The following is a 21,311-nucleotide window of genomic DNA, read 5'->3' as shown; positions in this document are numbered from 1 at the left end:
CATATCGGACAATGCGTGGGCGCAGGTGAACGCCGGTCGCTGTGTAAAGCCGGACTTTACCCGCCCTTTACCCTTTGCCGTCTTTAGTCCTGACAGGCGAGTCACTAGCATCACGGCCATTCCCGAGAAACCTTCAGTCATCCGGATGCGCCTGCCTATGTCTCTGATCCGATCCCTGTTTTCACGCCGCACGCTGCTTGCCGGCGGGCTGCTGTCAGTGTCTGTCGCGGCCGGCTGGTGGTGGCTGGGCGACGAGGCCGCCGGCGGCGCCGCGCCGGCTACCGCCACGGTGGTGCGGGCTTCCATCGAGGACACCATCACCGCGCTCGGTACGCTGCAGCCGTTCGACTACGTCGACGTCGGTGCGCAGGTCTCCGGTCAGCTGCTCAAGCTGCACGTGGCACTGGGCGACACAGTGGAAGAGGGCCAGTTGCTGGCCGAGATCGATCCGCGGGTGCTGCAGGCCAAGGTGCTGGCCAGCGAAGCGCAGTTGACCAATCAGCGTGCCCAGCTCAAGCAGTACCAGGCGCAGCTGGGACTGTCGCAAACCCAGCTAAACCGCCAGCAGGCGCTGTACGAGGAACGTGCCACCAGCCTGGAGCTGCTGCAGACGGCGCAGGCTGATGTGAAGGTCAAACGGGCGCAGATCGAAGCGCTGCAGGCGCAGATCAAGCAGACCGAGGCGGGCCTGGAAGAGGATCGCACCAATCTCGAGTACACCAAGATCTACGCACCGATGAGCGGCACCGTGGTGTCGCAATCTGCCAAGCAGGGCCAGACCCTAAACGCCAATCAGCAGGCACCGGTGCTGGTGCAGATTGCCAACCTGTCGCGCATGACCGTCGACACCCAGGTCTCGGAGGCCGATATCGGCAAGCTGCGTGAGGGCATGCCGGCGTACTTCACCACGCTGGGGCAGGATCGCCGCTGGGAGGCGAACCTGCGGCAGATCCTGCCGACACCGACAGTGACCAACAACGTGGTGCTGTACAACGCGCAGTTCGACGTGGACAACCCGGATGGCCGGCTGATGACACAGATGACTGCGCAGGTGTTCTTCATCAATGCCCAGGCCGACGATGTGCTGACCATTCCGCTGGCCGTGCTGCAAGGGCGTCCGGGACGGCCGCTGGAGAAGGGCCAGGGCTATCGCCTGCAGGTGCTGGAGAAGGGTAAGGCGGTCGAGCGCAGCGTGGTCATCGGCCTGCGTGACCGGGTCAACGCCGAGGTTCTCGAAGGCCTCAGCGAGGGTGACGTGGTGCTGATGAGCGCCGCCCCGCGTGCTGCGGCGAACCGGCCGAACCAGCAAGGCCAGCAAGGCGGCCGGCGTATGGGAGCGGGCGGCGGCCCGCGGATCTAGGGGGCGAGCCATGAGTGCACTGATCAGTCTGCGTGACATCACCCGACGCTTTACCAGCGGCGAGATAGAGGTCCAGGTACTGCACGGCATCAGCCTGGAGATCGGCCGAGGCGAGTTCGTAGCCATCATGGGGGCTTCGGGCTCGGGTAAAAGTACCCTGATGAACATCCTCGGTTGCTTGGACAAGCCCTCCGGTGGCGAGTACCTGTTCGCCGGCCATCGGGTGGCGGATCTCGATACCGACGGCCTGGCGGCGCTGCGCCGTGAGGCATTCGGCTTCGTGTTCCAGAGCTATCACCTGATTCCTTCGGCCAACGCGCTGGAGAACGTCGAGATACCGGCCATCTACGCCGGCCTGCCTGCCGCGCAACGGCACCAGCGTGCCAGCGAGCTTCTCACCCGTCTGGGACTGGCCGACCGCTTGCGCAATCGCCCCAGCCAGTTGTCCGGTGGGCAGCAGCAGAGGGTGTCGATTGCCCGCGCGTTGATGAACGACGCCGAAGTGATCCTGGCCGACGAGCCCACCGGTGCGCTGGACAGCAAGTCCGGTCAGGAAGTGCTGGCCCTGCTCAAGGAGCTGTCGGCGCAGGGCAAGACGGTGATCATTATCACTCACGACCGCGAAGTGGCGGCGCATGCCGACCGCCAGATCGAGATCCGCGACGGGCTTATCGTAGCCGACAGTGGCAGTCGTGAGCGCAATGGTGCCGCGCCTGTTCAGCTGGCGATCAACACCACGCCCGCTGGCGCCAGCAGCGCCGATGTCGGCGAGGCGGTGCGCATGGCCGGGCGCGCGCTGAAGGCCAACCTGTTTCGCACCGTTCTGACGCTGCTGGGCATCGTCATCGGCGTCGCCTCGGTGGTCGCCATGCTCGCCGTCGGCAATGGTGCCCGGCAGAGCGTGGTGGACCGGATCAGCGCCATGGGCACCAATCTGCTGTCGATTCGCCCGGGGGCGCCGAATATGCCGCGTTCCGCCGATGGCGTGACCGCGACCCTGACCGCTGAGGACGCCAAAGCCGTCGGCGCTCTGCCCAATGTGCGTGACGCGCTCGGTGAACTGCAGGGCAATGCCACGCTGCGTTCGGGCAATATCGACTACAAGACCCAGATCACCGCCACCAATGCCTCGATGCCGGAGGTGCGCGAGTGGCCGCTGACGTCTGGCGCCTTCTTCAGCGAGAACGATGAGCGCGCCTATGCCGCGGTGACCGTGCTAGGCCAGACCGTGGCAGAAAACCTGTTCCCGGGACAGGATCCGGTCGGCCAGTACCTGCTGATCAGCAACGTGCCGTTCCAGGTGGTCGGCGTGATGTCGGCCAAGGGGGCGACGCCCTGGGGGCAGGACCAGGACGACGTGGCGCTGGTGCCGTTCTCCACTGGCAGCCTGCGCCTGTTCGGGCAGCGCTACGTGCAGAGCATCACCGCCTATATCGATGACATCGGTGCCATCGCCGACACCGAGGAAGCGATCCGCCAGGAACTGCTCAAGCGTCACAACGGCGTCGAGGATTTCCAGATCCGCAACACCGCTTCGCTGCTCGAAGCGGTGACCGCGACCCAGGACACGCTCACCGTGCTGCTCGGCTCGATCGCCGCGATTTCACTGCTGGTCGGCGGCATCGGGGTGATGAACATCATGCTGGTCAACGTGACCGAGCGCACCCGTGAAATCGGCATACGCATGGCCACCGGAGCGCGTACCGGCAACATCCTCCAGCAGTTCATCACCGAGGCACTGGTGGTTTCGGCCATCGGCGGGGTGATCGGCGTGCTGGCAGGTCTGGGGGCGGCATGGGTGATTCAGGCATTGGGCACGGCGGTGCAGTTCACTTTGGCTCCGGTGTTACTGGCGTTCGGTTGTGCGTTCGCCACCGGTCTCGTTTTCGGCCTGATGCCGGCCCGCAAGGCCGCGCATCTGGATCCCGTTCAGGCATTGGCTTCGGATTGACTATGAAACGATTGAGAGTGGCCCCGCTGGTTTGCGCAATGCTGATGGCCGGTTGCAACCTGGCGCCGACCTACGAACGCCCGGAGCAGGATTTGCCGGCGTATTACCAACACGGCTCTGGCGCTGCGTCAGTGTCGCCGGACTGGTGGCGTGCATTTGACAGCGATGAGCTGAGCGCCTTCGTGGCACGCGCCGCGCAAGGCAACCAGGAACTGGCCGGAGCGATCAGTCGGGTGCGCCAGGCTGACATCCAGGCCCGTATCGCTGGGGCACCACTGTTGCCAAGCATCAGCGGCAACGCCGGCGGCAACCGCAATTTCCTGGCCGACAATGCCGGCGGCGGTGTGCGCGAGTCCTTGTCCGCTGGCCTGTCGATCAGTTACGAGATTGATCTCTGGGGCAAGAACCGCAACAACCTTGAGGCCATCGAACAGGGCGCGCGCGCCAGCGCGTTCGAACGTGACACGGTGGCGCTGACCGTAACCGCGGCAACCGCCACCAGCTATTTCAAGGTACTGGAGTTGCGCGAGCGGGAGCGCATCGCCCTGGAGAACCTGGCCAACGCCGAGGAAGTGTTGCGCGTGACCGAGGCCAAGTCGCGCTTCGGCTCGATCAGTGATCTGGATCTGCTCCAGCAGCAGACCTTCGTCGAGCAGCGCCGTGCCGCTATTCCGGGTATTCGTCAGCAGCGTCAGACGGCTGAGAACGCTCTGGCCATTCTTCTCGGTGAAGTGCCGCAAGACTTTGCCCGGCAGGTACAGGCCGATTCGCTGGCCAACCTTCTGCTGGCACCGCAACAGGCGGCAGGCCTGCCGTCAGAGCTGTTGCTGCGCCGGCCGGATATTCGTGCCCAGGAGGCACGCCTGCTGGCGGCCAACGCCAATATCGGCGCTGCTCGTGCGGCGCTGTTCCCCAGCTTGAGCCTGACCGGCTCGACCGGTTACAGCGCCGATGCGCTGCAGCAGCTGTTCAACGGCGGCAATCTGGCCAGCAGCTTGGGCGCGTCGCTGCTGCAGCCGATATTTCGTGGGGGGGCGCTGCGGGGTGCGGTCGAAGTCTCGCAGGAACGCTATGTAGAACTGGCCAGCAGCTATCGGCAGACCGTGCTTACGGCACTTAAAGAAGTCGAAGACGCGCTGGTGGCATTGCGCGAAGGGCAGGCCCAATACCTCAGCCAGCAACGCGTGCTGGAGCGCGCCGAGCGCACCTTCCGTCTGGCCGAATTGCAGTATCGCGAGGGTGCCACCGATATCCTCACCGTACTCAGCGCGCAGCAGAGTTTCTTCTCTGCACGCGACAACCTGCTGCAGAACCAGTCCGCCCAGCTGCAGAACCAGGTGCAGCTGTACAAAGTGCTGGGTGGGGGCTATGGCGGCGAGGCGATCTGAGTCGGGCTCGGGCTCCACGGCCACCTTCACATGATCTGCCTTATGCGATGCGTCAGGCATTTCTGGAGGAGATCACTGGGTAGACCCGCTACCGCAACCGCGGCGAGACGGCACCGATAAAAAAGCCGCCAGCGCTTTCGCGGTGGCGGCTGTTGTGCAGCGGATTCGATCAGAAGTCGAAGGTCGCCGATACCCACAAGCGACGGCCTTCCTGCACGGTGCCGGTAGTGGACTGACCGAAGTTGGCATAGTCGGTGCCGTAGGCGGTGCCGGTGGTCAGCACACCGCTGTTGTTGTACGAGTAGGTGGTGTACGCCTTGCCCTTGTTGAACTCCTTGTCCAACAGGTTGTAGATGGTGGCATTCAAGGTCAGATTTTCCGTGGCCTTGAACGAGCCCCCCAGGTGCAGCAGGGTATACGCCTCGGTGTTGCGCCCCAGGGTGTCCCAGATCGACTGGTTGGTGGAGTAGCGACCGTTGTCGTCCAGATTCTCGTATTTGGAGGTGAAACGCGCTCGTTCGCCGCGATATTCAGCCTTCAGCCACAGGTTCAGCGTGTCTGTGGTCTGCCAGTTCAGCTTGGCATTGGCCAGGTGGGCCGGTGTATTGGTAAGCGGAGCCCCCTTGTCGTTACCGCTCTTCTGCTCGCTGTCGGTATAGGTGTAGTTACCGCTCAGTGTCCACGCCGGGGCGAAGTTCCAGCTGGCGGCCAGTTCCAGACCTCGAGTGACCGCCTCATCGACGTTGATATTTTGCGAGCAGGTGCCGTTGCTGTTGCCGGCGCACAGCGGGTCGCTCACCGGATCGCCAGCGGCGATCTTGTCCTTGAACTTGTTATGGAACAGGGTTGCGTTGGCATTGAAACCGGCCAGGTTGTCAAAGTAGACGCCGAACTCGGTAGTGGTGCTGGTTTCAGGCTTCAGGTCAGGGTTACCGATGGTCACTGTGCTGCCCTGACCGGAGACGCCGTTGATGCCACCGTGCAGGTCGTTGAGATCGGGAGCCTTGTAGCCACGGCTGACGCCGCCCTTGAGCGTCCAGTTGTCGGTGGTATTCCAGACCAGGTACGCGCGTGGGCTGAAGTTGCCGCCGAATGCCTCGTGATCGTCGTAACGTCCGCCCAGTGTAAGAGCCAGATCGTCACGAATGCGCCACTCGTTTTCAGCAAATACCGCTTTGGTAGTCTGTTCGAAGTCCTCGCCAGCGAGGCTGTCGGTCATCTTCGCTTTCCACCATTGCACACCGACGGTCGTGATGTTGGAGTCACCGATTGGGGCCGTCAGCTTGCTGTCGAACACCGTGTTGGTGGTCTTCAATTCGCGGTCGTCACCCACGATGATCGATGGGAAGCCTGCATAGGGGGAGCCGATGGGCAGGAATCCGGGGCGGCCCAGTGTGCCTCCGGGGATCGTGCGGCCCAGGGTCTCGGTAGTGTTGCGCATCAGGCTGCTGTCAAGCGTACCAAAACCGAAACGGCCGGTATGACTGAGAGCGTACTGATCCCGCTCGAAGCGCAGCTTGTCGGAGTAACCGTTGGCCTGCGTCGGTTGCACGGTTTGACAACCCGTATCGGCAGGACCGCTGCCCCAGCCGTCGAGTGTGCCCAGTTGGCAATTGTCGTTCTCGTAGTACTGGCGGCCGCGATCGAAGTCGAGCGAGAAGTCATGGTCCGCATGCGGCGTCAGCGTCAGACGAGCGCCGATATTGTGGTTGCCACCCTCTACCGCAGAGCCGCCTCGGCGACTCATCGGCACACCTGGCGCGAACTCCAGATTGGATTCGTCCCGGTCGAACAGGCTGCCGCGAACCTGTAGACCCAGCAGTTCATCAATCAGCGGGCCGCTGGCGTACAGGCTGGTAGAGCGGGTATCGCCGTAATCACGGTCTTCCTGATAGGTGTAGTCCTGAGTGAAGGAGCCCGCCCATTCTTTGCCCACTTTGCGGGTGATGATGTTGATCACGCCACCCATGGCATCGGAACCGTAAAGGGTCGACATCGGGCCACGGATCACCTCGATACGTTCGATGGCTGACAGTGGAGGCATGAAGCTTGTGGAAGTCTCGCCGAAGCCGTTCGGGGTGATGTTGCCGGCAGCGTTCTGGCGACGGCCGTCAATCAGGATCAGCGTGTACTTGCTCTCCATGCCACGGATGCTGATGTTCAGCCCACCGGTCTTGCCGGTGCCCTGGCCAATGTCGATACCTTCAACGTCACCCAGCGCCTGCGCCAGGTTGTTGTAGCGCTTCTGCTGCAATTCCTCGCGGTTGATCACGCTGATGCTGGCGGGTGCCTCGGTGATCTTCTGCTCGAAGCCGGAGGCACTGACGACCACGTCACCCAGGGTGATGGGCTCGCTGGCCTGAGCGCCGAAACTGGCGGCCAGAGCAATGGCGCTAGCCAAGGCGGTGCGGGAATTGAGGGCGGACATCGATCTACTCCTGGCGATAAGAGGGTGCAGTCGGAACGGTTATGAACGGCCGGGATGATAGTGATTTGCATATAAGGATCAATCGCGCACGATACCGGTGGCTGTTGAAGATGGCTGGAGAGGCCGCGGTGACTGGGCTGAAGGCAGATGTAAATTTTGTAAATGAGATTGGTTATCGAATCTTCGGCGAGCTTTACGCCTGTCGTCATGACCCTCTAAGCTGCCGACATGAACCGTATTCTTCTCAACTGCGACATGGGCGAAGGCTTCGGCGCCTGGTGCATGGGCGATGATCAACTGGCGATGCCGCTGATCGACCAAGCCAACCTGGCCTGCGGCTTCCATGCAGGTGATCCGCTGATCATGGCGCGAAGCGTCGAGCTGGCCGTGGCGCACGGTGTGAGCATCGGAGCGCATCCGTCCTATCCCGACCTGCAAGGCTTTGGCCGGCGTCATCTGCAATGTTCGCCGGAGGAGGTGCGTGCGCTGGTGCTTTATCAGCTCGGCGCACTCGATGCCTTCTGCCGCTCGGCTGGCTGCCAGGTGGCGTACGTCAAACCCCATGGCGCGCTGTACAACGATCTGGTTCGTGATGACGCGCTTCTGATGGCGGTGCTGGATGCCTGTGCCAGCTACCGCCAAGGGCTACCACTGATGGTGTTGGCACTGGCCGATAATGGTCGCGAGCTGCGCCTGGCTGACAAGGCCGGCGTACCGATGATGTTCGAGGCGTTTGCTGACCGTGCCTATTTGTCGGATGGGCAACTTGCACCGCGCCGGCTCAGTGGCGCAGTGCACCAGGAGCCTGAGCGCATCCTGAGTCAGGCCCTGGCTATCGCCCAGGGCGAGCCTTTCGCCGATATCGATGGCAAGCCCCTGCGTCTGCGGGCCGACAGCCTGTGCGTTCACGGCGACAACCCCGAATCGCTGGCGGTGCTGCGCCGACTGCGCGCCAGCCTGGACGCGCTCTGAGGAATAGTTCGGGCTGCTGCGGGGCTGTTCACGGACGCTCAGGCTGTTCATCACCCGCCCGGCTCGGGCTCGCGAGCTTTGATCAGGGTGTCTGCTGTGCGACGATGGTCGGCAATTACTCTCTCCGTCAGAAAGGATCCGTGTTCCACACCGATGAAGACGCCCAAACGTATTGAACCCCTGGTCGAGGATGGCCTGGTGGACGAGGTGCTGCGACCGCTGATGAGTGGCAAGGAAGCAGCGGTGTATGTGGTGCGCTGTGGCGACGAGCTGCGCTGTGCCAAGGTCTACAAGGAAGCCAACAAACGCAGCTTCCGCCAGGCATCCGAGTATCAGGAAGGGCGCAAGGTGCGTGGCAGCCGGCAGGCGCGAGCCATGGCCAAGGGCAGCAAGTACGGGCGCAAGGAGCAGGAGCAGGCCTGGCAGAATGCCGAAGTCGCTGCTCTCTTCCGCCTGGCCAATGCCGGCGTACGGGTGCCCAAACCCTATGACTTTCTCGATGGCGTATTGCTGATGGAGCTGGTGGGTGACGGTGAGGGTGACGTTGCGCCACGACTCAATGACGTCGACCTGCACCCTGACGATGCTCGCGAATTTCACGCCTTCATGATCCAGGAGATCGTCAAGATGCTCTGCGCCGGCTTGGTGCATGGCGACCTGTCGGAATTCAACGTGCTGCTTGGACCCGAAGGCCCGGTGATCATTGACCTGCCGCAGGCGGTGGATGCCGCCGCCAACAACCACGCCTTCAGCATGCTGGAGCGTGATGTGCGCAACATGGCCGAGTACTTCGGCCAGTTTGCCCCGGAGCTGAAGTACACCAAGTACGCCAAGGAAATGTGGGCGCTCTACGAGGCCGGCAAACTGCAGCCAGATACACAGTTGACCGGTGAGTTCGCCGAGCCCGAGGACGCTGCCGATATCGACGCGGTGATGCGCGAGATCAAGGCCGCCCTGGCCGAGGAAGCGAAGAAGCAGGCCCTGCTCAACGCCGAAGACGAACCCAGGGACGCTGAGCCGATACCGCCCTGGATGCGCTGAACGGCTCTACTCCGTAGGGTACGCCGCGCGCACCTGGCGTTGTGGGCCTAACCACGTCCTGTAGCGACGTTGGCATGCCCCCGATTGCATCCGGGCTACCAGGGTCTCCATACGCGCATAAATCGTAGCCCGGATAAAATCCGGGGTGTTTTGGCAGCTTCCCCGGATTACATCCGGGCTACTTGGTGCCTCCATGCACGCAGTTGGAGGTGCTACAGCCCACACCCTGTTCGATGCCCTTCAGGATCGGGCAGTCCGGCCGGTCGTTACCCTGGCAACTGTTCGCCAGCTCCACCAGCGTATCGCGCAAGGCGCTCATCTCGGTGATCTTGCGCTCCAACTCGGCGATATGCTCCTCGGCCAGCGCCTTTACATCGGCACTGGCGCGCCGCTTGTCCTGCCACAGGGCCAGCAGTTTGCCAACCTCCTCGAGAGAAAATCCCAGATCCCGTGCGCGCTTGATGAAGGCCAGGCGATGCAGGTCGTCTGCGTTGTACTGCCGATAGCCACTCTCCGACCGCCCGGCATGGGGCAGCAGTCCGATGGACTCGTAGTAGCGAATCATCTTGGCGCTCAGGCCGGTGTGTTTGGCGGCTTCGCCGATGTTCATATGAAAACTCTAGCCATTGAGTCGTTGCGCAGGATAACGCTAAACGACTATGTCGGAACTCGTTGGCTCCAAATCAACCAGCCGGCTGGTTGGGCCATCTGCCCGTAGGCGCTCACGGATTATTTGAGGCCACTGGCTACGCGAGCGGCGTTTGGCCATGGCGTAGGGGGTTCTACCCCATTTCCTTGGGCGATTGGCCGGTGGGGATATGCGGCGGGGCCAGGTAGTCGTCACGGGAGAACAGGCCTTTGCGGCTGCTACCGGCTGCGGGTTGGCTCATGCGGTAGCTTGCTCGCTTGCCAGCTCAGCCTCGCGCTCTGCAATGGCGCGCTCCAATTCCGGGGAGCGCTTGGCCCATTGTTCTGGCGGCAAGGGTTGTGACCATTCGACGATAGCTGGGTCGGTCAGGTCGGGAGGGGGGGAGAGTTTTTTCCGTTCGATCAAATCTATAAGCAATGTATTGAATACAACCAAACCGCAAAAACCTTCCCACAGCAATGCTAGAAACCAGCCTTTGCGCCGAGCTGCTTCGACCAGGTCATCAATGTAGGTGGCCCAGATGCCCTTGCTGCGTCTGAGGCGATAGGTATTGTCGGACACCGCTTCCGGGCCAATCTCCATATAGCTGCGCATACACTCCCATAAGCGCATGGCGGTGGTGCCACCTCCACAACTGAACCCCAGGCTGAAATGCTTATCCTCATCCCTGGCATTCGGGTCGGGGTTGGTGAAGCCAACCACCAGTAGAGCCTGGGTGGTCTTGCCATGCTGGCCAACCGAGGAAACGGCAGTGGCGGCAGCGGTTACCTGTTCCCAGGGAACGATCCAATAGCTGCCATCCTTTTGCGGCACGCAGACTTCGCGGCGTTGGCGGTTGAAGCGCACTGGGGGCGGTACAGGCTGGGTCAGGCTATGCAGCAAGATCAGGATGGGGATACCAAGCATTATGGAAAAGAGTATCGTCAAGCCAGTATTTCGCCCGACAAACCCTCCCGTATTCCATAGAATCAGAACTGCAAGCAATAGCGCTGGCCATATCACCATTACCGCCGAGCCAATGCTGTACGAGCCGATATCGAGAAACACCTCGTTCTTGCGCCAGATGGTATTGAGCACATCCTTGGGAGGTTGACCGGTTGGGATATGCGGCGGGGCCAGGTAGTCGTCACGGGAAAACAGGCCTTTGCGGCTGCTGCCGGCTGCGGGTTGGCTCATACGGTGTCCTTGGGTTGCAGATAGACGGTGCCGTCCAGGCGGTGGGACGTGGCGCGATCCAGCTCCGTGGTCGGGTCGTCGGCGCGCAGTTCGATCACCTCACCATCACTCAGCAGCCCGCTGGGGCCAAGGGTGTAGGCAAGCCCGCGCGGGCCACCGATCACGTTCTCCAGCCCTGCCACCTATGCCTGGCCTTGCTCCATATCTACCAGTCGACTGGTGGGGCCGTCGGCACGCAGGCGTTCGCGAATCATCTGCGGCCACTGGCTACGCGAACGGCGTTTGGCCATGGCGTAGGTGAAGTTCTGCAGGATACGCACGGGCAGTAGCATCATGCTGCCGAACAGCAACATGAAGTCGGCATAGCTGAGAAAGTTGCGGCCCTTGTTGGCTTTGTATTCCTCTTTGATCAGCCCCCAGTACAGGCGCACCGACTGTCCCTTGCTGTTACGCACTTCCTGAAAAGCCTGTAGATGTTCAGGCGAGTCACTGTGTCGTCCTTGCTCATCGAACCAGGGGCCATTGTCCATATAGGCGCGCAGATACTCCCAGAATCCCAATTGCATCTCCAGGCTCTTGCCTATAGGCGAGCCTAGGTTGATCACCACCTGATCCTGAGGATGACCATAGCGGTGCAGCAAGGCTTCGAGTGCGGCATGGCGCATGCCGGCCGTATAGGGGCCGACCGTGCCATAGGCATAGGTGGCTGCGGCGATACCGTCCCAAGGAGTGTGGTAAATCTCGCCTTCTTGCTCGAAGTACAGCTCGCGGGTGCGGCGATTGAGCAGGATGGGGAGTGGCATGGGGCGTAGGACTTCCCAAATGAATGGCACCGTAAAGAAAGCAAGTCCGACCAATAAAGTGGTTAGCGCTTGTTCAGGTCGATGATCTAGATAGAGGGCTAGGGAAAAAACTCCCCAAAAAAAACCGGCCACCCCCCCCAAGGCACCAGTCCACATCCCTCGATCAGCACTATCACCATGCTCAATGGCCAGATAGTGCTCCGTCTGTTCTTCCACTTCCGGCATGCACATCAACGCAGCGCCGGTAGGTTGATCGGCACGGAGCAGGCGGCTGTCCGGTAACTGGGCCAAGCGTTGGGCAAAAGGGTGGTCGGTAGCAGTGGTCATGATCAGCTCAGGTCGATATCGATAGGCGCCAGGTACAGCCCTTCGATGGGTTGGTAGGTCAGGCTGCCACGGATGGCGATGAGTTTCTCGACGTCCTCGTGGTAGGCGCGGCGCAGGCGTACGCTGCCATCGGCTTCGGGTTGTACGCGGGTGCCGACGTCCAGATCGAGTGGAATAGGGTCATCTTCACCCCAGACCAGGGGGACGCAACGTTTGACAGAACTAGTGAGATCAGTGGAACGTTGCCACTCTTCGTAGCCGTCGAAGCTGACCACGCTTTGCCGCCTAGGCCTGGCCTTGCTCCAGATCCACCAGCCGACTGGTGGGGCCGTCGCCACGCAGGCGCTCACGAATCATCTGCGGCCACTGGCTACGCGAACGGCGTTTGGCCACAGCGTAGGTGACGTTCTGGATGGCGTTGAGAGGTGCCAAAAAGAGGCTACCGACCAACAGCACGAAGTCAGAGCCACTCAGGAAGTTACGGCCACCATTGGCTTGATACTGCTCCTTGATGTCACGCCATTGCAGGCGCGTCCAGTGGCCACGGCGCTTGCGTACGGCCAGCAGGCTCTGGTTGAACTCAGGCGAGTCACTGGGTTGCCCTTGCTCATCGAACCAGGGGCCGTTGTCCATATACGCACGCAGGTATTCCCAAAACCCCAACTGCATCTCCAGGCTCTTTCCAGTGGGCGAGCTTAGGTTGATCACCACCTGCTCCTGAGGGTGGCCATAGCGATGCAGCAGAGCTTCGAGTGCGGCATGGCGCATGCCAGCCGTGTAGGGGCCTACTGTGCCATAGGCGTAGGTGGCAGCGGCAATGCCATCCCAGGGAGTGTGGTAAATATCACCTTCTTGCTCGAAGTACAGCTCACGGGTGCGGCGATTGAGCAAGATGGGGAGTGGTATGGGGCGCAGGACTTCCCATACGAATGGAAAGATAAAAGCTGCGAGACTGATAACTAGACTGTAAATAACCCATTCAGTATCTCGATCCAAATAGGCGGAAAATCCTGTAAATATACAGGTCAAGCCGATTCCCCACCCCAGAGCCCCCGTCAGCATTCCTCTATCTGCACTATCTCCATGCTCGATGGCCAGATAGTGCTCCGTCTGTTCTTCCACTTCCGGCATGCACATCAACGGAGCGCCGGTAGGTTGATCAGCACGGAGTAGACGACTATCCGGTAACTGGGCCAGGCGTTGGGCAAAAGGGTGGTCGGTAGCAGTGATCATGATCAGCTCAGGTCGATATCGATAGGCGCCAGGTACAGCCCTTCGATGGGTTGGTAGGTCAGGCTGCCACGGATGGCGACAAGATCCTCGACGTCCTCGTGGTAGGCGCGGCGCAGGCGCACACTGCCATCGGCTTCGGGCTGCACGCGGGAGCCAACGTCGGGGTCGAGTGGAATGGGGTCGTCCTCACCCCAGACCAGCGGTATGCAACGTTTGGCAGAGCTCGTTAGACCGGTGGAGCGTTGCCACTCCTCATAACCGTCGAAGCTGACCATGCCTTGCCGGTACTCACGCTGACCAGGCAGGCGCAGCACCAGGCGCAGTTCATTGATCAGGCCCGAGCGCGGGTTGATGTCGTTCCAGCGTTCGAGCTTGAGGCTGACCGGCAAGACGATGCGGTAGAACTCGCGCATGCTCTGGTTGAAGTCGCCAGACCAGTCCGCCGGGCGCGTGCCGAAGCGGGTCTTTTTGAGCCACTGTTCCAGCGGCGTATCTTCGGTGTAGATCAGCGAGATCAGCCCGATAAAGATGGTGATGGTCAGCCCTACCAGGCTCAGGCGCAGTGGCAGGGAGAGCACGCGAATACCCGTGGCCAGCGCTTCTGCCTCGCCTGCGAGGGCAGCGCTACGGGCAACGCGCATGGCACGCATGGCCTGGAGCGATATACGGGCGTAGCCCAGTTGAGCACCGGCCAGGCTGGTGCTGACAACCGCCGTATCCAGATCCCCGTTTCGATAGGCGTCCAGCGCATGCCAGCCATAATAGAACACGTCGATGCCAGCGGTGATGGACTGCAAAAGCATGGCGGCAGCGCCTAGCCCCAGCGCCCTTGCCAAATACTCTTGGGCTTTGCCATCAAGATGACTCGCCTGGGCGACATGATGTTCCCAGTTGGAGTCTGCAAGTTGTTGCAACGCTGCTGTACCGGCTGTCAGCGTTGCCATCGATGCACTTGTGATAGCGATAAAGTTCTTCGCTGACCTTGCGTCGTTCCATGTGCTCACAGTGCTTGCAGTGTTCCAAATAGCCACCGCCGTAATCAGCGCCTTTAGCGGCGCCTCATCCAGCAAATCACGGATATTGCGCGGCAGTTGCATTTGGGCCTCTTCGCCGCTCAAGGGCGGTAAGGCCGTTGCCGGCTTGCTCGGCGCCGGGTGTGGCACATCGCTGCCATACCCCGGCTGAGGATGTGCGGGCGCAGGCTGCGCAGCGGGGATGACGCGCAGATGCGGGATGGCTTCCTCGACCTGAACGGCAGTGGGGCTTTTCGCTGGCGCCGATGTGCCCGCCGTACGGGCCGCACGGGCCTCCTCGCGCTCCAGTTGTGCGATACGGTTCTTGAGGCTACGCACTTGTCCTTTGTTATGCCCCTGTTCCATCTGTGCCGTCAGCCAGCGGCGAGCATCGGCGGGGCTCAGCTCGACCAGTTCCAACTGTTGCTGGGAGCGAGCCAGCATGGCGGTGATCAGGTTATAGGCCTGTTGGTTGATTTGCTGGGCCAGGCTCAAGCGCAGATTGCCCATGAGAATGGGGGAAAGCGCCGCGTACAAGGCCTCGCCACCGCCTGCGAGGGAAAGACCCCGCAGCCGTTCTGCCCCCAGGTTGAGGGCAAGGGTCAATGCTGTAGCGCGGGAAAGGCTGGCGGCGGCGGCGCTGACATCGGCAGCGGCTTCGACGCCTTCCTGAATATGCAGCAGTTGCTTGAGGTTACCTGGCTCGATCTTTCTGTTCACTCCGAGCAGGGCCAACAGCAGCCAGAGGTCACCTCTGGGGCTCTGCAGGCTCATCGCCTCTTCGATCGCCTTGACGCCAGGCGGCGTAGCCGCTGGCCCCAGGCAGGCCGCTGCGAAGCTGGCTTCCAGCATGTCGCGCTGGGCGAGTTGGCCGAGGTCGAAGTGGTTGCAGGCTGACTCCAGGTCGGCAGGTGTGCTGCCCCCCAGGGTGGTGAACCAGGCCGCCCACAGCTCGGCGAGTCGCCGTCGGTCCTGATCCAGCGAGGCCTGCTCGCGCTCTTGCTCCTGCAATACCCGCTGCACGCGCGCAACGTCGATGATCGAAGCAAGGCGCGGGCGTATGTCCTGGTCGCCCTCGCCGATGGATTTGACCGCAGCGGCCATCGACCATTCGTCATAGCGGTGCTTGTTGAGTTTGTCGAACGCCTGATTGCGGGCACGCAGTAGGCAGGCAATGTCGAGTAGCACGCCCCATGGATCATCAACCAGGGCGATGTGCTGTTGCTCGCAACGGCCCATGGGTTTTAGCGGTGGCTCTTCCAGCAGCCAATACTTTGGCTCTCTGGCGCAGCTCCAGCGGTAGTTCTCCGGCTTCACATCGCCGATCTGCGCATGCAGTGGCTTGATCGTGGCGCTGAAAGGCGAAGCGCCAGGGATGATCGTGCGCATCAGTCGCTCACGCCGCGCAGCCTGTTGCTTGACCTCTGTATAGATTTCAGCACTCCACTCCACTGGCGACCAGCTCAGGGCAACCGGAACACCGGCTGCCAGCATCAGATAAGGTCTGGCGGTTTTATCCCGTGCCTGGCCGCCACGTGCCGTAGGTGTGAGCACGGACGCTTCGACTCGGTATTCGTTCAGCTCCTGCAGGCCGCCATCCCAGACATACAGCCAGCCATCACGGAGCATGCGTGGCACATAACCAAGCGGGCGTTCATGCAGTTGAGGATGATCCGGCCCCAAATCTGGAAACAGTCCCTCGATAGCGGGCAAGCCCAGGCTGGCAGCGTCCAGGCTGGACGGGTGGCGCGGATCAATGGGGCCGATGGCATAGCGAACTGGCAGTACCGCTGCCAGCAGCGTGCAAGCCGTAGGCTGAAGACGATCAGGTTGGGCGACGGTTTGGTTCATGCGGGTGCATCCTGCAAGTGCGGTTCGTGTTGCGCCAAGGCTTCCAGCAATGGCCAGTCCAGGGTGATCTGGGCGTCAAGCGTGTTCTGTGGGCGGGTGGTGTCCAGTTCGGGATAGACGTTGCTCCAGGCCAACACGGGGGCGTCATGATCACGTAGCCAGACTTGCTGCACGCCGTGCCAGAACCCATTAGGCCAGTGGGTATGGACCCGCCAAGCGTTCAAGAGCGGCCGGCCATCCGCCAATCGCAACCAGAACTCCCGGCCATCAGGGGAAAAGATGCGCAGGCGACGCTGCAGAGCATTACGCAAGTCAGGCAGGGCGAAGTCGCTCTTTAGCCAAACAGCGTTGAGCAGCTCTTCACGGCCCTGGCTCCAGGCATCATGCAGTGCGCTCCCCACATCCGCTTCCAGTAGGATGGGGCCAAGCTCCGCCAAAGCTTCATATGCGGTGCCTTGTAGCAAAGGGCGCGGGCTGTGCTCCGGGAAGGTCTGGCACAGCCATGCCAATGCCTGCTTGTGTGAGGCGCCATCGAAGAGCAGAAATCCTCTACCGATCATTTCGCCTCCTTGGCTTGCTTGGCGGCTTCACACACCTCGCAGACACCACTGGTGGCCTGCAAGAACGCGCGACGTTGCTTGGCTAGCGCTTCCAGGGGCATACCGGCCTTGTCGGCATCTGCCGGTTTCACCTGTCCTGGCAGAATCGGCTTGGCACCGGAGCCACTACCCGGCGCCCCTCCCGTGTTCATCTTGATGGTCGCGCCGCTGATGGTTACGCCGCTGGGGTCAAGTTTGACGAAGCTGCCGCCGCCTGCGGCGGTGAGTTCCATGCCAGCGTCGATCACCACCTTGCTGCCGGCGTTGTAGTGAATCTCGTTGCCGGCTTCGATGAACAGGCCAGTTCCGATCTTGTTGTGCTGAGTAATGCCGACGGTGAGGTGGTCGTTGGCGCGCACTTCCACCTTGCGATCGAGGTCGGTGGTGCGGTGTTCTTCGGCCTTGAGTTCGGTGTAGGTGTTGGCCTCGACGGTGTCGTGGCGTTCGTTACCGACGCGGATCTTCTGGTTGTTTTCGATGTTCTCGTCCCAGTCACGCTGGGCGTGAACATAGATCTGCTCGGCGCCCTTGCGGTCTTCGATGCGTAACTCGTTGTAGCCGCCACCGCCCGGACTGCTCAGTGTCTTGAACAGGCTGCGGGTCTTGTTCGCCGGCAGATCGTAGGGCACCACGTGCTCGGCGTGGTAGAGGCAGCCGGTGATCAGGGGCTGGTCGGGGTCGCCTTCGAGAAAGGTGACCAGCACCTCCATGCCCACTCGGGGAATGACTACACCGCCGTAAGCATCGCCCGCCCAGTTGGAGGCCACGCGCAGCCAGCAACTGGTGGTGTCGTTGCCCAGGCCTTCGCGGTCCCAGTGGAACTGCACTTTCACCCGGCCGTACTGGTCGCAGTGGATTTCCTCTCCGGCCGGGCCGGTGACGACGGCGGTCTGGCTGCCGAGCACCTTGGGTTTGCGGTGTTCAAGTGCGGGGCGGTAGGGGATGTCCCAGGGCGTGGCGGTAAAGCGGTTGCGGTAGCCCTGCTGGAAGCCATCATCGGGCTGGGTGTTGCTGGTCACCGATTCTTCCAGCACCTGCGGCTGTTTGCCTTCGTGGATGACTTCATGGAGTAGCCAGAGGTCATTCCACTGCTCACGCGGGTGCCCGGCCAGGGCGAGGAAGTGGCCGCAGATCAGGTAGGCGTCGCTCTGGCCCTCGGCCAGTTCGTAGTCGCTGCGCAGACGCTCCAGGCTGCGCTTGGCCAGGTGCTTGCCACGCGTACGGTCGGTGAAGCGGCCGGGGTAGTCGTACACCTCCAGCGCCGGGGTGAATTCGCTGCTGTAGTCCGCTTCCATCTGCAGCTTGGGCTGCTCGAAGTCGTAGTCGCGCCAGGAGGCCTGGGTGCTGCGAGTTTCCAGGCGCACGCCGAAGGCGCGTACCACTTCGTGATCGGCGGAAAGGCCGCTGCCCTGTTGATAGTTGAGCGGGGCGAGTTTGGGGAAGACGCTGGCGTCATCGCCAAATACCAGGCGATGGCTGTCCTCACCGTGCTGGAAGTGGAAGCTGATGCCTTCTTCCTCGCACAGGCGCTGAATGAAGTGCAGGTCGCTTTCGTCGTACTGCACGCAGTAGTCGCGCTCGGGGTAGATGTAACCGAGCTGGAACTGGTAGGCATCGCTCTGGATGCCGTGGTCCTCGAGAATCTGAGCGATGATCTGCGGCACCGTCAGGTGCTGGAATATCCGCTGGTTGTAACGGTGGGCCAGGTAGGCGAGTTGCGGTCGCAGGCTGATGCGGTAGCGCGTCAGGCGCTTGCCGGAGTCGCCTTGCTCTATGGCGTAGATCACACCGTGCACGCCCTTGCCGGAGGGACCGAAGGCCAGGTAGGCGGTCTGGTTGATCAGCGCGTCGAGGTCGAGGCTGGCGTTCTGGCTAACCAGTTCGACATCGAAGCGGTAGGGCTTGTTGAGCGATTCGCGCCCCTCGAAGCTCAGAACCTGCAGGTCGTTTTCGACAGCGGGAATGGCGAGGGTGATATGCGCCTGGTTGGCATCCATCATGCCTTGGCCTCCATCCATGAGTTGGGCGAGGCCTGAAGGGTGCCGGACACGGGGCTCTGGTTCAATGATGGCATTCCCGTACCATGCGCCGGTTCAAGAAAATGCCGGCTACGACCCCTTCGGCTTCCAGCGATTGAGCAGCAACGCGTTGCTCACCACGCTGACGCTGGACAGGGCCATGGCGGCGCCGGCGAGCATCGGGTTGAGCAGGCCAGCGGCGGCCAGCGGGATGCCGATCAGGTTGTAGATAAAGGCCCAGAACAGGTTCTGGCGAATCTTCGCGTAGGTGCGCCGGCTGATGTCCAGCGCCGCTGGGACCAGGCGTGGATCGCCGCGCATCAGGGTGATACCGGCGGCATGCATGGCAGCGTCGGTGCCGCCGCCCATGGCGATGCCAACGTCCGCTGCGGCCAGTGCCGGGGCGTCGTTGATGCCGTCGCCGACCATGGCCACTGTGGCGTGCTGGTGCAGCTCGCCGATCAGGCGCGCCTTGTCCGCCGGCAGTACCTGAGCGTGCGGCTCGTCGATACCCAGCACACTGGCGACCGCCGCCACGCTGCCCTGGTTGTCGCCGCTGATCAGGTGGCTGGTGATGCCCAGTGCGCGCAGTTCGGCGATGGCGTCGGCAGCCCCGTCCTTGAGTTGATCGCCGAAGGCCAGCAGACCGAGCAGGCGAGGGGAGTTGCCGGTTTCGATCAGCCAGGACAGGGTGCGCCCTTCAGCCTCCCAGGCACGTGCGGAGTCGGCCAGCATGCCAGCCTGCAGATGGTTTTCCTGCAGCAGGCGGCTGCTGCCCAGTTGCAGGGAGTGGCCTTCGACCTTGCCGGCGATACCACGCCCGGCCAGCGCACGACTCTCACTCAGCGTCGGCAGGGTGATGTGCCGTTCGGCGCAGCGCTGCAGTACGGCCTTGGCCAGCGGGTGTTCGCTTCCCTGTTGCAGGCCACCGGCCAGGCGCAGCAGTTCCTCTTCGCCGACCTCGCCCAGCCCCAGGTGGACGATTTGCGGCTTGCCTTCGGTGAGCGTGCCGGTCTTGTCGAAGGCAACGTGGCGGACGGCGTGCGCCACTTCCAGTGCTTCGGCGTCCTTGATCAGAATGCCGTGCCGCGCGGCGACGCCGGTGCCGGCCATGATCGCGGTCGGGGTGGCCAGACCGAGGGCGCAGGGACAGGCGATCACCAACACGGCGACGGCATTGAGCAGGGCGTCTTCCAGCGGCGCGCCGAACGCCAGCCAGCCCAGTAGCGTGGCCAGAGCTATCAGTAGCACGGCGGGGACGAACACCTGGCTGACCTTGTCCACCAGCTTCTGGATGGGGGCCTTGGCTGCCTGGGCATCCTCGACCAGGCGGATGATGCGTGACAGTACGGTCTCTGCGCCCAGGGCAGTGGTCTCCACCAGCAGGCGACCTTCGCCATTGATGGCGCCGGCCGTGACCTTGTCGCCCGGCTGCTTGGCTACCGGAAGGCTTTCGCCGCTGATCAACGCTTCGTCCGCATGGCTATGGCCTTCCACGACCTCACCGTCGACCGGGAAGCGTTCACCAGGCTTGACCAGAATGCGGTCGCCCAGTGCCAGCGACTCGATGCCGACGCGCTCCTCGCGCCCGTCCACCAGGCGTACTGCATGTTCCGGGCGCAGTGCCTGCAATGCGCGAATGGCACTGGTTGTCTGGCGCTTGGCGCGGCTCTCCAGGTACTTGCCGAGAAGGATCAGGCTGATGATCACCGCCGACGCCTCGAAGTACAGGTGCGGCATATGTCCGGCCGGTGTCACGGCCCACTGATACAGGCTGAGACCGTAGCCGGCGCTGGTGCCGATGGCGACCAGTTGATCCATGTTGCCGGCGCGAGCCTTCAGTGCCTGCCAGGCTGCGCGATAGAAGCGTGCGCCGAAAATGAACTGCACCGGTGTGGCCAGCAGGAACTGCACCCAGGCCGGCAGCATCCAGTGCAGGCCGAACGGCTCGACCAGCATCGGCAGCACCAGCGGCAGGGCCAGGGCGATAGCGGCCAGCAAGGTCAGACGCTCACGGCGCAAACGGCGCTGGGCCTGATCGGTAGCCGGACGTTCTGCGTGCAGCTGCGCGCTATATCCGGCGGCAGCTACAGCCTTCAGCGCCAACTGTGGGTCGAAACCGGCGAGCACCTGCAGGCGCGCTTTCTCGTCGGCAAGATTGACAGAGACCTGGCTGACACCCGGCAGCTTGCCAAGGGCGCGTTCGATACGGCCGACGCAACTGGCGCAGGTCATGCCTTCGACGCTCAGTTCCAGTGGCTGGCTGGGCACGCTGTAACCGGCGCCCTCGATGGCGGCGATCAGCTGCGGCAGGCTGTCGGCCGGCGCTTCGATACGCGCCTGCTCGCTGGCCAGATTGACGCTGGCGTTACTCACCTCCGGCAGTTTGCGCAATGCGCGCTCGACACGGCCGGCGCAGCTGGCGCAGGTCATGCCCTGGATCGGCAGGTCGAAGGTGGTCATGGTTCGGCTCCCTGTAACATCGTGGCTACAGGATCAACC

The 21,311-nt window shown here is 62.4% G+C and carries 16 protein-coding genes; 5 read left to right on the top strand and 11 right to left on the bottom strand.

Going from position 1 to position 21,311, the window contains the following annotated elements; translation table 11 throughout:
• The first annotated feature begins 157 nt into the window (after positions 1 to 157).
• The 3 genes from OEG79_RS17320 to OEG79_RS17310 are packed head-to-tail and all read left to right on the top strand — an operon-like array spanning position 158 to position 4,699.
• Positions 158 to 1,360, top strand: a complete 1,203-nt coding sequence (locus OEG79_RS17320) for an efflux RND transporter periplasmic adaptor subunit (protein ID WP_264146182.1) — start codon at positions 158 to 160, stop codon at positions 1,358 to 1,360.
• Positions 1,361 to 1,370: 10 nt separating this feature from the next.
• Positions 1,371 to 3,311: a MacB family efflux pump subunit gene (locus tag OEG79_RS17315; protein WP_264146181.1), complete on the top strand. Its 1,941-nt coding sequence runs from the start codon at positions 1,371 to 1,373 to the stop codon at positions 3,309 to 3,311.
• A gap of 2 nt (positions 3,312 to 3,313) precedes the next feature.
• Complete coding sequence (locus tag OEG79_RS17310; RefSeq protein WP_264146180.1) at positions 3,314 to 4,699, top strand: efflux transporter outer membrane subunit; 1,386 nt, start codon at positions 3,314 to 3,316, stop codon at positions 4,697 to 4,699.
• Positions 4,700 to 4,868: 169 nt separating this feature from the next.
• Here OEG79_RS17310 and OEG79_RS17305 read toward each other — a convergent pair whose 3' ends face one another.
• The gene (locus OEG79_RS17305; RefSeq protein WP_264146179.1) at positions 4,869 to 7,127 is read right to left on the bottom strand and encodes a TonB-dependent receptor domain-containing protein; all 2,259 of its coding nucleotides are present in this window, start codon (positions 7,125 to 7,127) and stop codon (positions 4,869 to 4,871) included.
• A gap of 228 nt (positions 7,128 to 7,355) precedes the next feature.
• On the opposite strand from OEG79_RS17305, the gene OEG79_RS17300 reads away from it, so the two are divergent.
• A complete protein-coding gene (locus tag OEG79_RS17300) occupies positions 7,356 to 8,099 on the top strand; it encodes a 5-oxoprolinase subunit PxpA (protein ID WP_264146178.1) in 744 nt (247 codons plus the stop codon).
• Positions 8,100 to 8,252: 153 nt separating this feature from the next.
• The gene (locus tag OEG79_RS17295) at positions 8,253 to 9,140 is read left to right on the top strand and encodes a PA4780 family RIO1-like protein kinase (protein WP_264146177.1); all 888 of its coding nucleotides are present in this window, start codon (positions 8,253 to 8,255) and stop codon (positions 9,138 to 9,140) included.
• Between the two features lie 178 nt (positions 9,141 to 9,318).
• Here OEG79_RS17295 and cueR read toward each other — a convergent pair whose 3' ends face one another.
• The 10 genes from cueR to OEG79_RS17245 all read right to left on the bottom strand — a co-directional run bounded on the left by cueR (position 9,319) and on the right by OEG79_RS17245 (position 21,272).
• Complete coding sequence (gene cueR, locus OEG79_RS17290) at positions 9,319 to 9,750, bottom strand: Cu(I)-responsive transcriptional regulator (RefSeq protein ID WP_264146176.1); 432 nt, start codon at positions 9,748 to 9,750, stop codon at positions 9,319 to 9,321.
• Between the two features lie 276 nt (positions 9,751 to 10,026).
• Positions 10,027 to 10,965 (bottom strand): DUF6708 domain-containing protein, encoded by a 939-nt coding sequence (locus OEG79_RS17285; RefSeq protein ID WP_264146175.1) that lies wholly within the window; start codon positions 10,963 to 10,965, stop codon positions 10,027 to 10,029.
• Entirely contained in the window at positions 10,962 to 11,147 is a 186-nt protein-coding gene (locus tag OEG79_RS17280) for a hypothetical protein (RefSeq protein ID WP_264146174.1), read from the bottom strand. Before OEG79_RS17280 ends, OEG79_RS17285 begins: the two co-directional genes overlap by 4 nt.
• The gene (locus OEG79_RS17275) at positions 11,148 to 11,768 is read right to left on the bottom strand and encodes a hypothetical protein (RefSeq protein ID WP_264146173.1); all 621 of its coding nucleotides are present in this window, start codon (positions 11,766 to 11,768) and stop codon (positions 11,148 to 11,150) included.
• Positions 11,769 to 12,097: 329 nt separating this feature from the next.
• The gene (locus OEG79_RS17270; RefSeq protein WP_264146172.1) at positions 12,098 to 12,370 is read right to left on the bottom strand and encodes a hypothetical protein; all 273 of its coding nucleotides are present in this window, start codon (positions 12,368 to 12,370) and stop codon (positions 12,098 to 12,100) included.
• A 10-nt stretch (positions 12,371 to 12,380) separates the two neighbouring features.
• Complete coding sequence (locus OEG79_RS17265; RefSeq protein ID WP_264146171.1) at positions 12,381 to 13,328, bottom strand: hypothetical protein; 948 nt, start codon at positions 13,326 to 13,328, stop codon at positions 12,381 to 12,383.
• Between the two features lie 2 nt (positions 13,329 to 13,330).
• Positions 13,331 to 16,192, bottom strand: a complete 2,862-nt coding sequence (locus OEG79_RS17260) for a toxin VasX (protein WP_264146170.1) — start codon at positions 16,190 to 16,192, stop codon at positions 13,331 to 13,333.
• Entirely contained in the window at positions 16,189 to 16,752 is a 564-nt protein-coding gene (locus OEG79_RS17255) for a DUF4123 domain-containing protein (protein WP_264146169.1), read from the bottom strand. Before OEG79_RS17255 ends, OEG79_RS17260 begins: the two co-directional genes overlap by 4 nt.
• Positions 16,749 to 18,791: a type VI secretion system tip protein VgrG gene (locus tag OEG79_RS17250; RefSeq protein WP_264146168.1), complete on the bottom strand. Its 2,043-nt coding sequence runs from the start codon at positions 18,789 to 18,791 to the stop codon at positions 16,749 to 16,751. The genes OEG79_RS17255 and OEG79_RS17250 overlap by 4 nt, the downstream gene beginning before the upstream one ends.
• Before the next feature lie 108 nt (positions 18,792 to 18,899).
• Positions 18,900 to 21,272: a heavy metal translocating P-type ATPase gene (locus tag OEG79_RS17245; protein WP_264146167.1), complete on the bottom strand. Its 2,373-nt coding sequence runs from the start codon at positions 21,270 to 21,272 to the stop codon at positions 18,900 to 18,902.
• Between the last annotated feature and the right edge of the window lie 39 nt (positions 21,273 to 21,311).

The organism is Pseudomonas sp. Z8(2022) (assembly GCF_025837155.1).
Lineage (GTDB): Bacteria > Pseudomonadota > Gammaproteobacteria > Pseudomonadales > Pseudomonadaceae > Aquipseudomonas.
Note: the sequence above shows the minus strand (reverse complement) of the source record. Positions and strands in the feature narration are given on the sequence as shown.

Bases quoted from the DNA above. Each gene is read 5' to 3' on its own strand.
- OEG79_RS17320 (WP_264146182.1), top strand. From the start codon at position 158: ATGTCTCTGATCCGATCCCTGTTTTCACGCCGCACGCTGCTTGCCGGC.
- OEG79_RS17315 (WP_264146181.1), top strand. From the start codon at position 1,371: ATGAGTGCACTGATCAGTCTGCGTGACATCACCCGACGCTTTACCAGC.
- OEG79_RS17310 (WP_264146180.1), top strand. From the start codon at position 3,314: ATGAAACGATTGAGAGTGGCCCCGCTGGTTTGCGCAATGCTGATGGCC.
- OEG79_RS17305 (WP_264146179.1), bottom strand. From the start codon at position 7,127: ATGTCCGCCCTCAATTCCCGCACCGCCTTGGCTAGCGCCATTGCTCTG.
- OEG79_RS17300 (WP_264146178.1), top strand. From the start codon at position 7,356: ATGAACCGTATTCTTCTCAACTGCGACATGGGCGAAGGCTTCGGCGCC.
- OEG79_RS17295 (WP_264146177.1), top strand. From the start codon at position 8,253: ATGAAGACGCCCAAACGTATTGAACCCCTGGTCGAGGATGGCCTGGTG.
- cueR (WP_264146176.1), bottom strand. From the start codon at position 9,750: ATGAACATCGGCGAAGCCGCCAAACACACCGGCCTGAGCGCCAAGATG.
- OEG79_RS17285 (WP_264146175.1), bottom strand. From the start codon at position 10,965: ATGAGCCAACCCGCAGCCGGCAGCAGCCGCAAAGGCCTGTTTTCCCGT.
- OEG79_RS17275 (WP_264146173.1), bottom strand. From the start codon at position 11,768: ATGCCACTCCCCATCCTGCTCAATCGCCGCACCCGCGAGCTGTACTTC.
- OEG79_RS17265 (WP_264146171.1), bottom strand. From the start codon at position 13,328: ATGATCACTGCTACCGACCACCCTTTTGCCCAACGCCTGGCCCAGTTA.
- OEG79_RS17260 (WP_264146170.1), bottom strand. From the start codon at position 16,192: ATGAACCAAACCGTCGCCCAACCTGATCGTCTTCAGCCTACGGCTTGC.
- OEG79_RS17255 (WP_264146169.1), bottom strand. From the start codon at position 16,752: ATGATCGGTAGAGGATTTCTGCTCTTCGATGGCGCCTCACACAAGCAG.
- OEG79_RS17250 (WP_264146168.1), bottom strand. From the start codon at position 18,791: ATGATGGATGCCAACCAGGCGCATATCACCCTCGCCATTCCCGCTGTC.
- OEG79_RS17245 (WP_264146167.1), bottom strand. From the start codon at position 21,272: ATGACCACCTTCGACCTGCCGATCCAGGGCATGACCTGCGCCAGCTGC.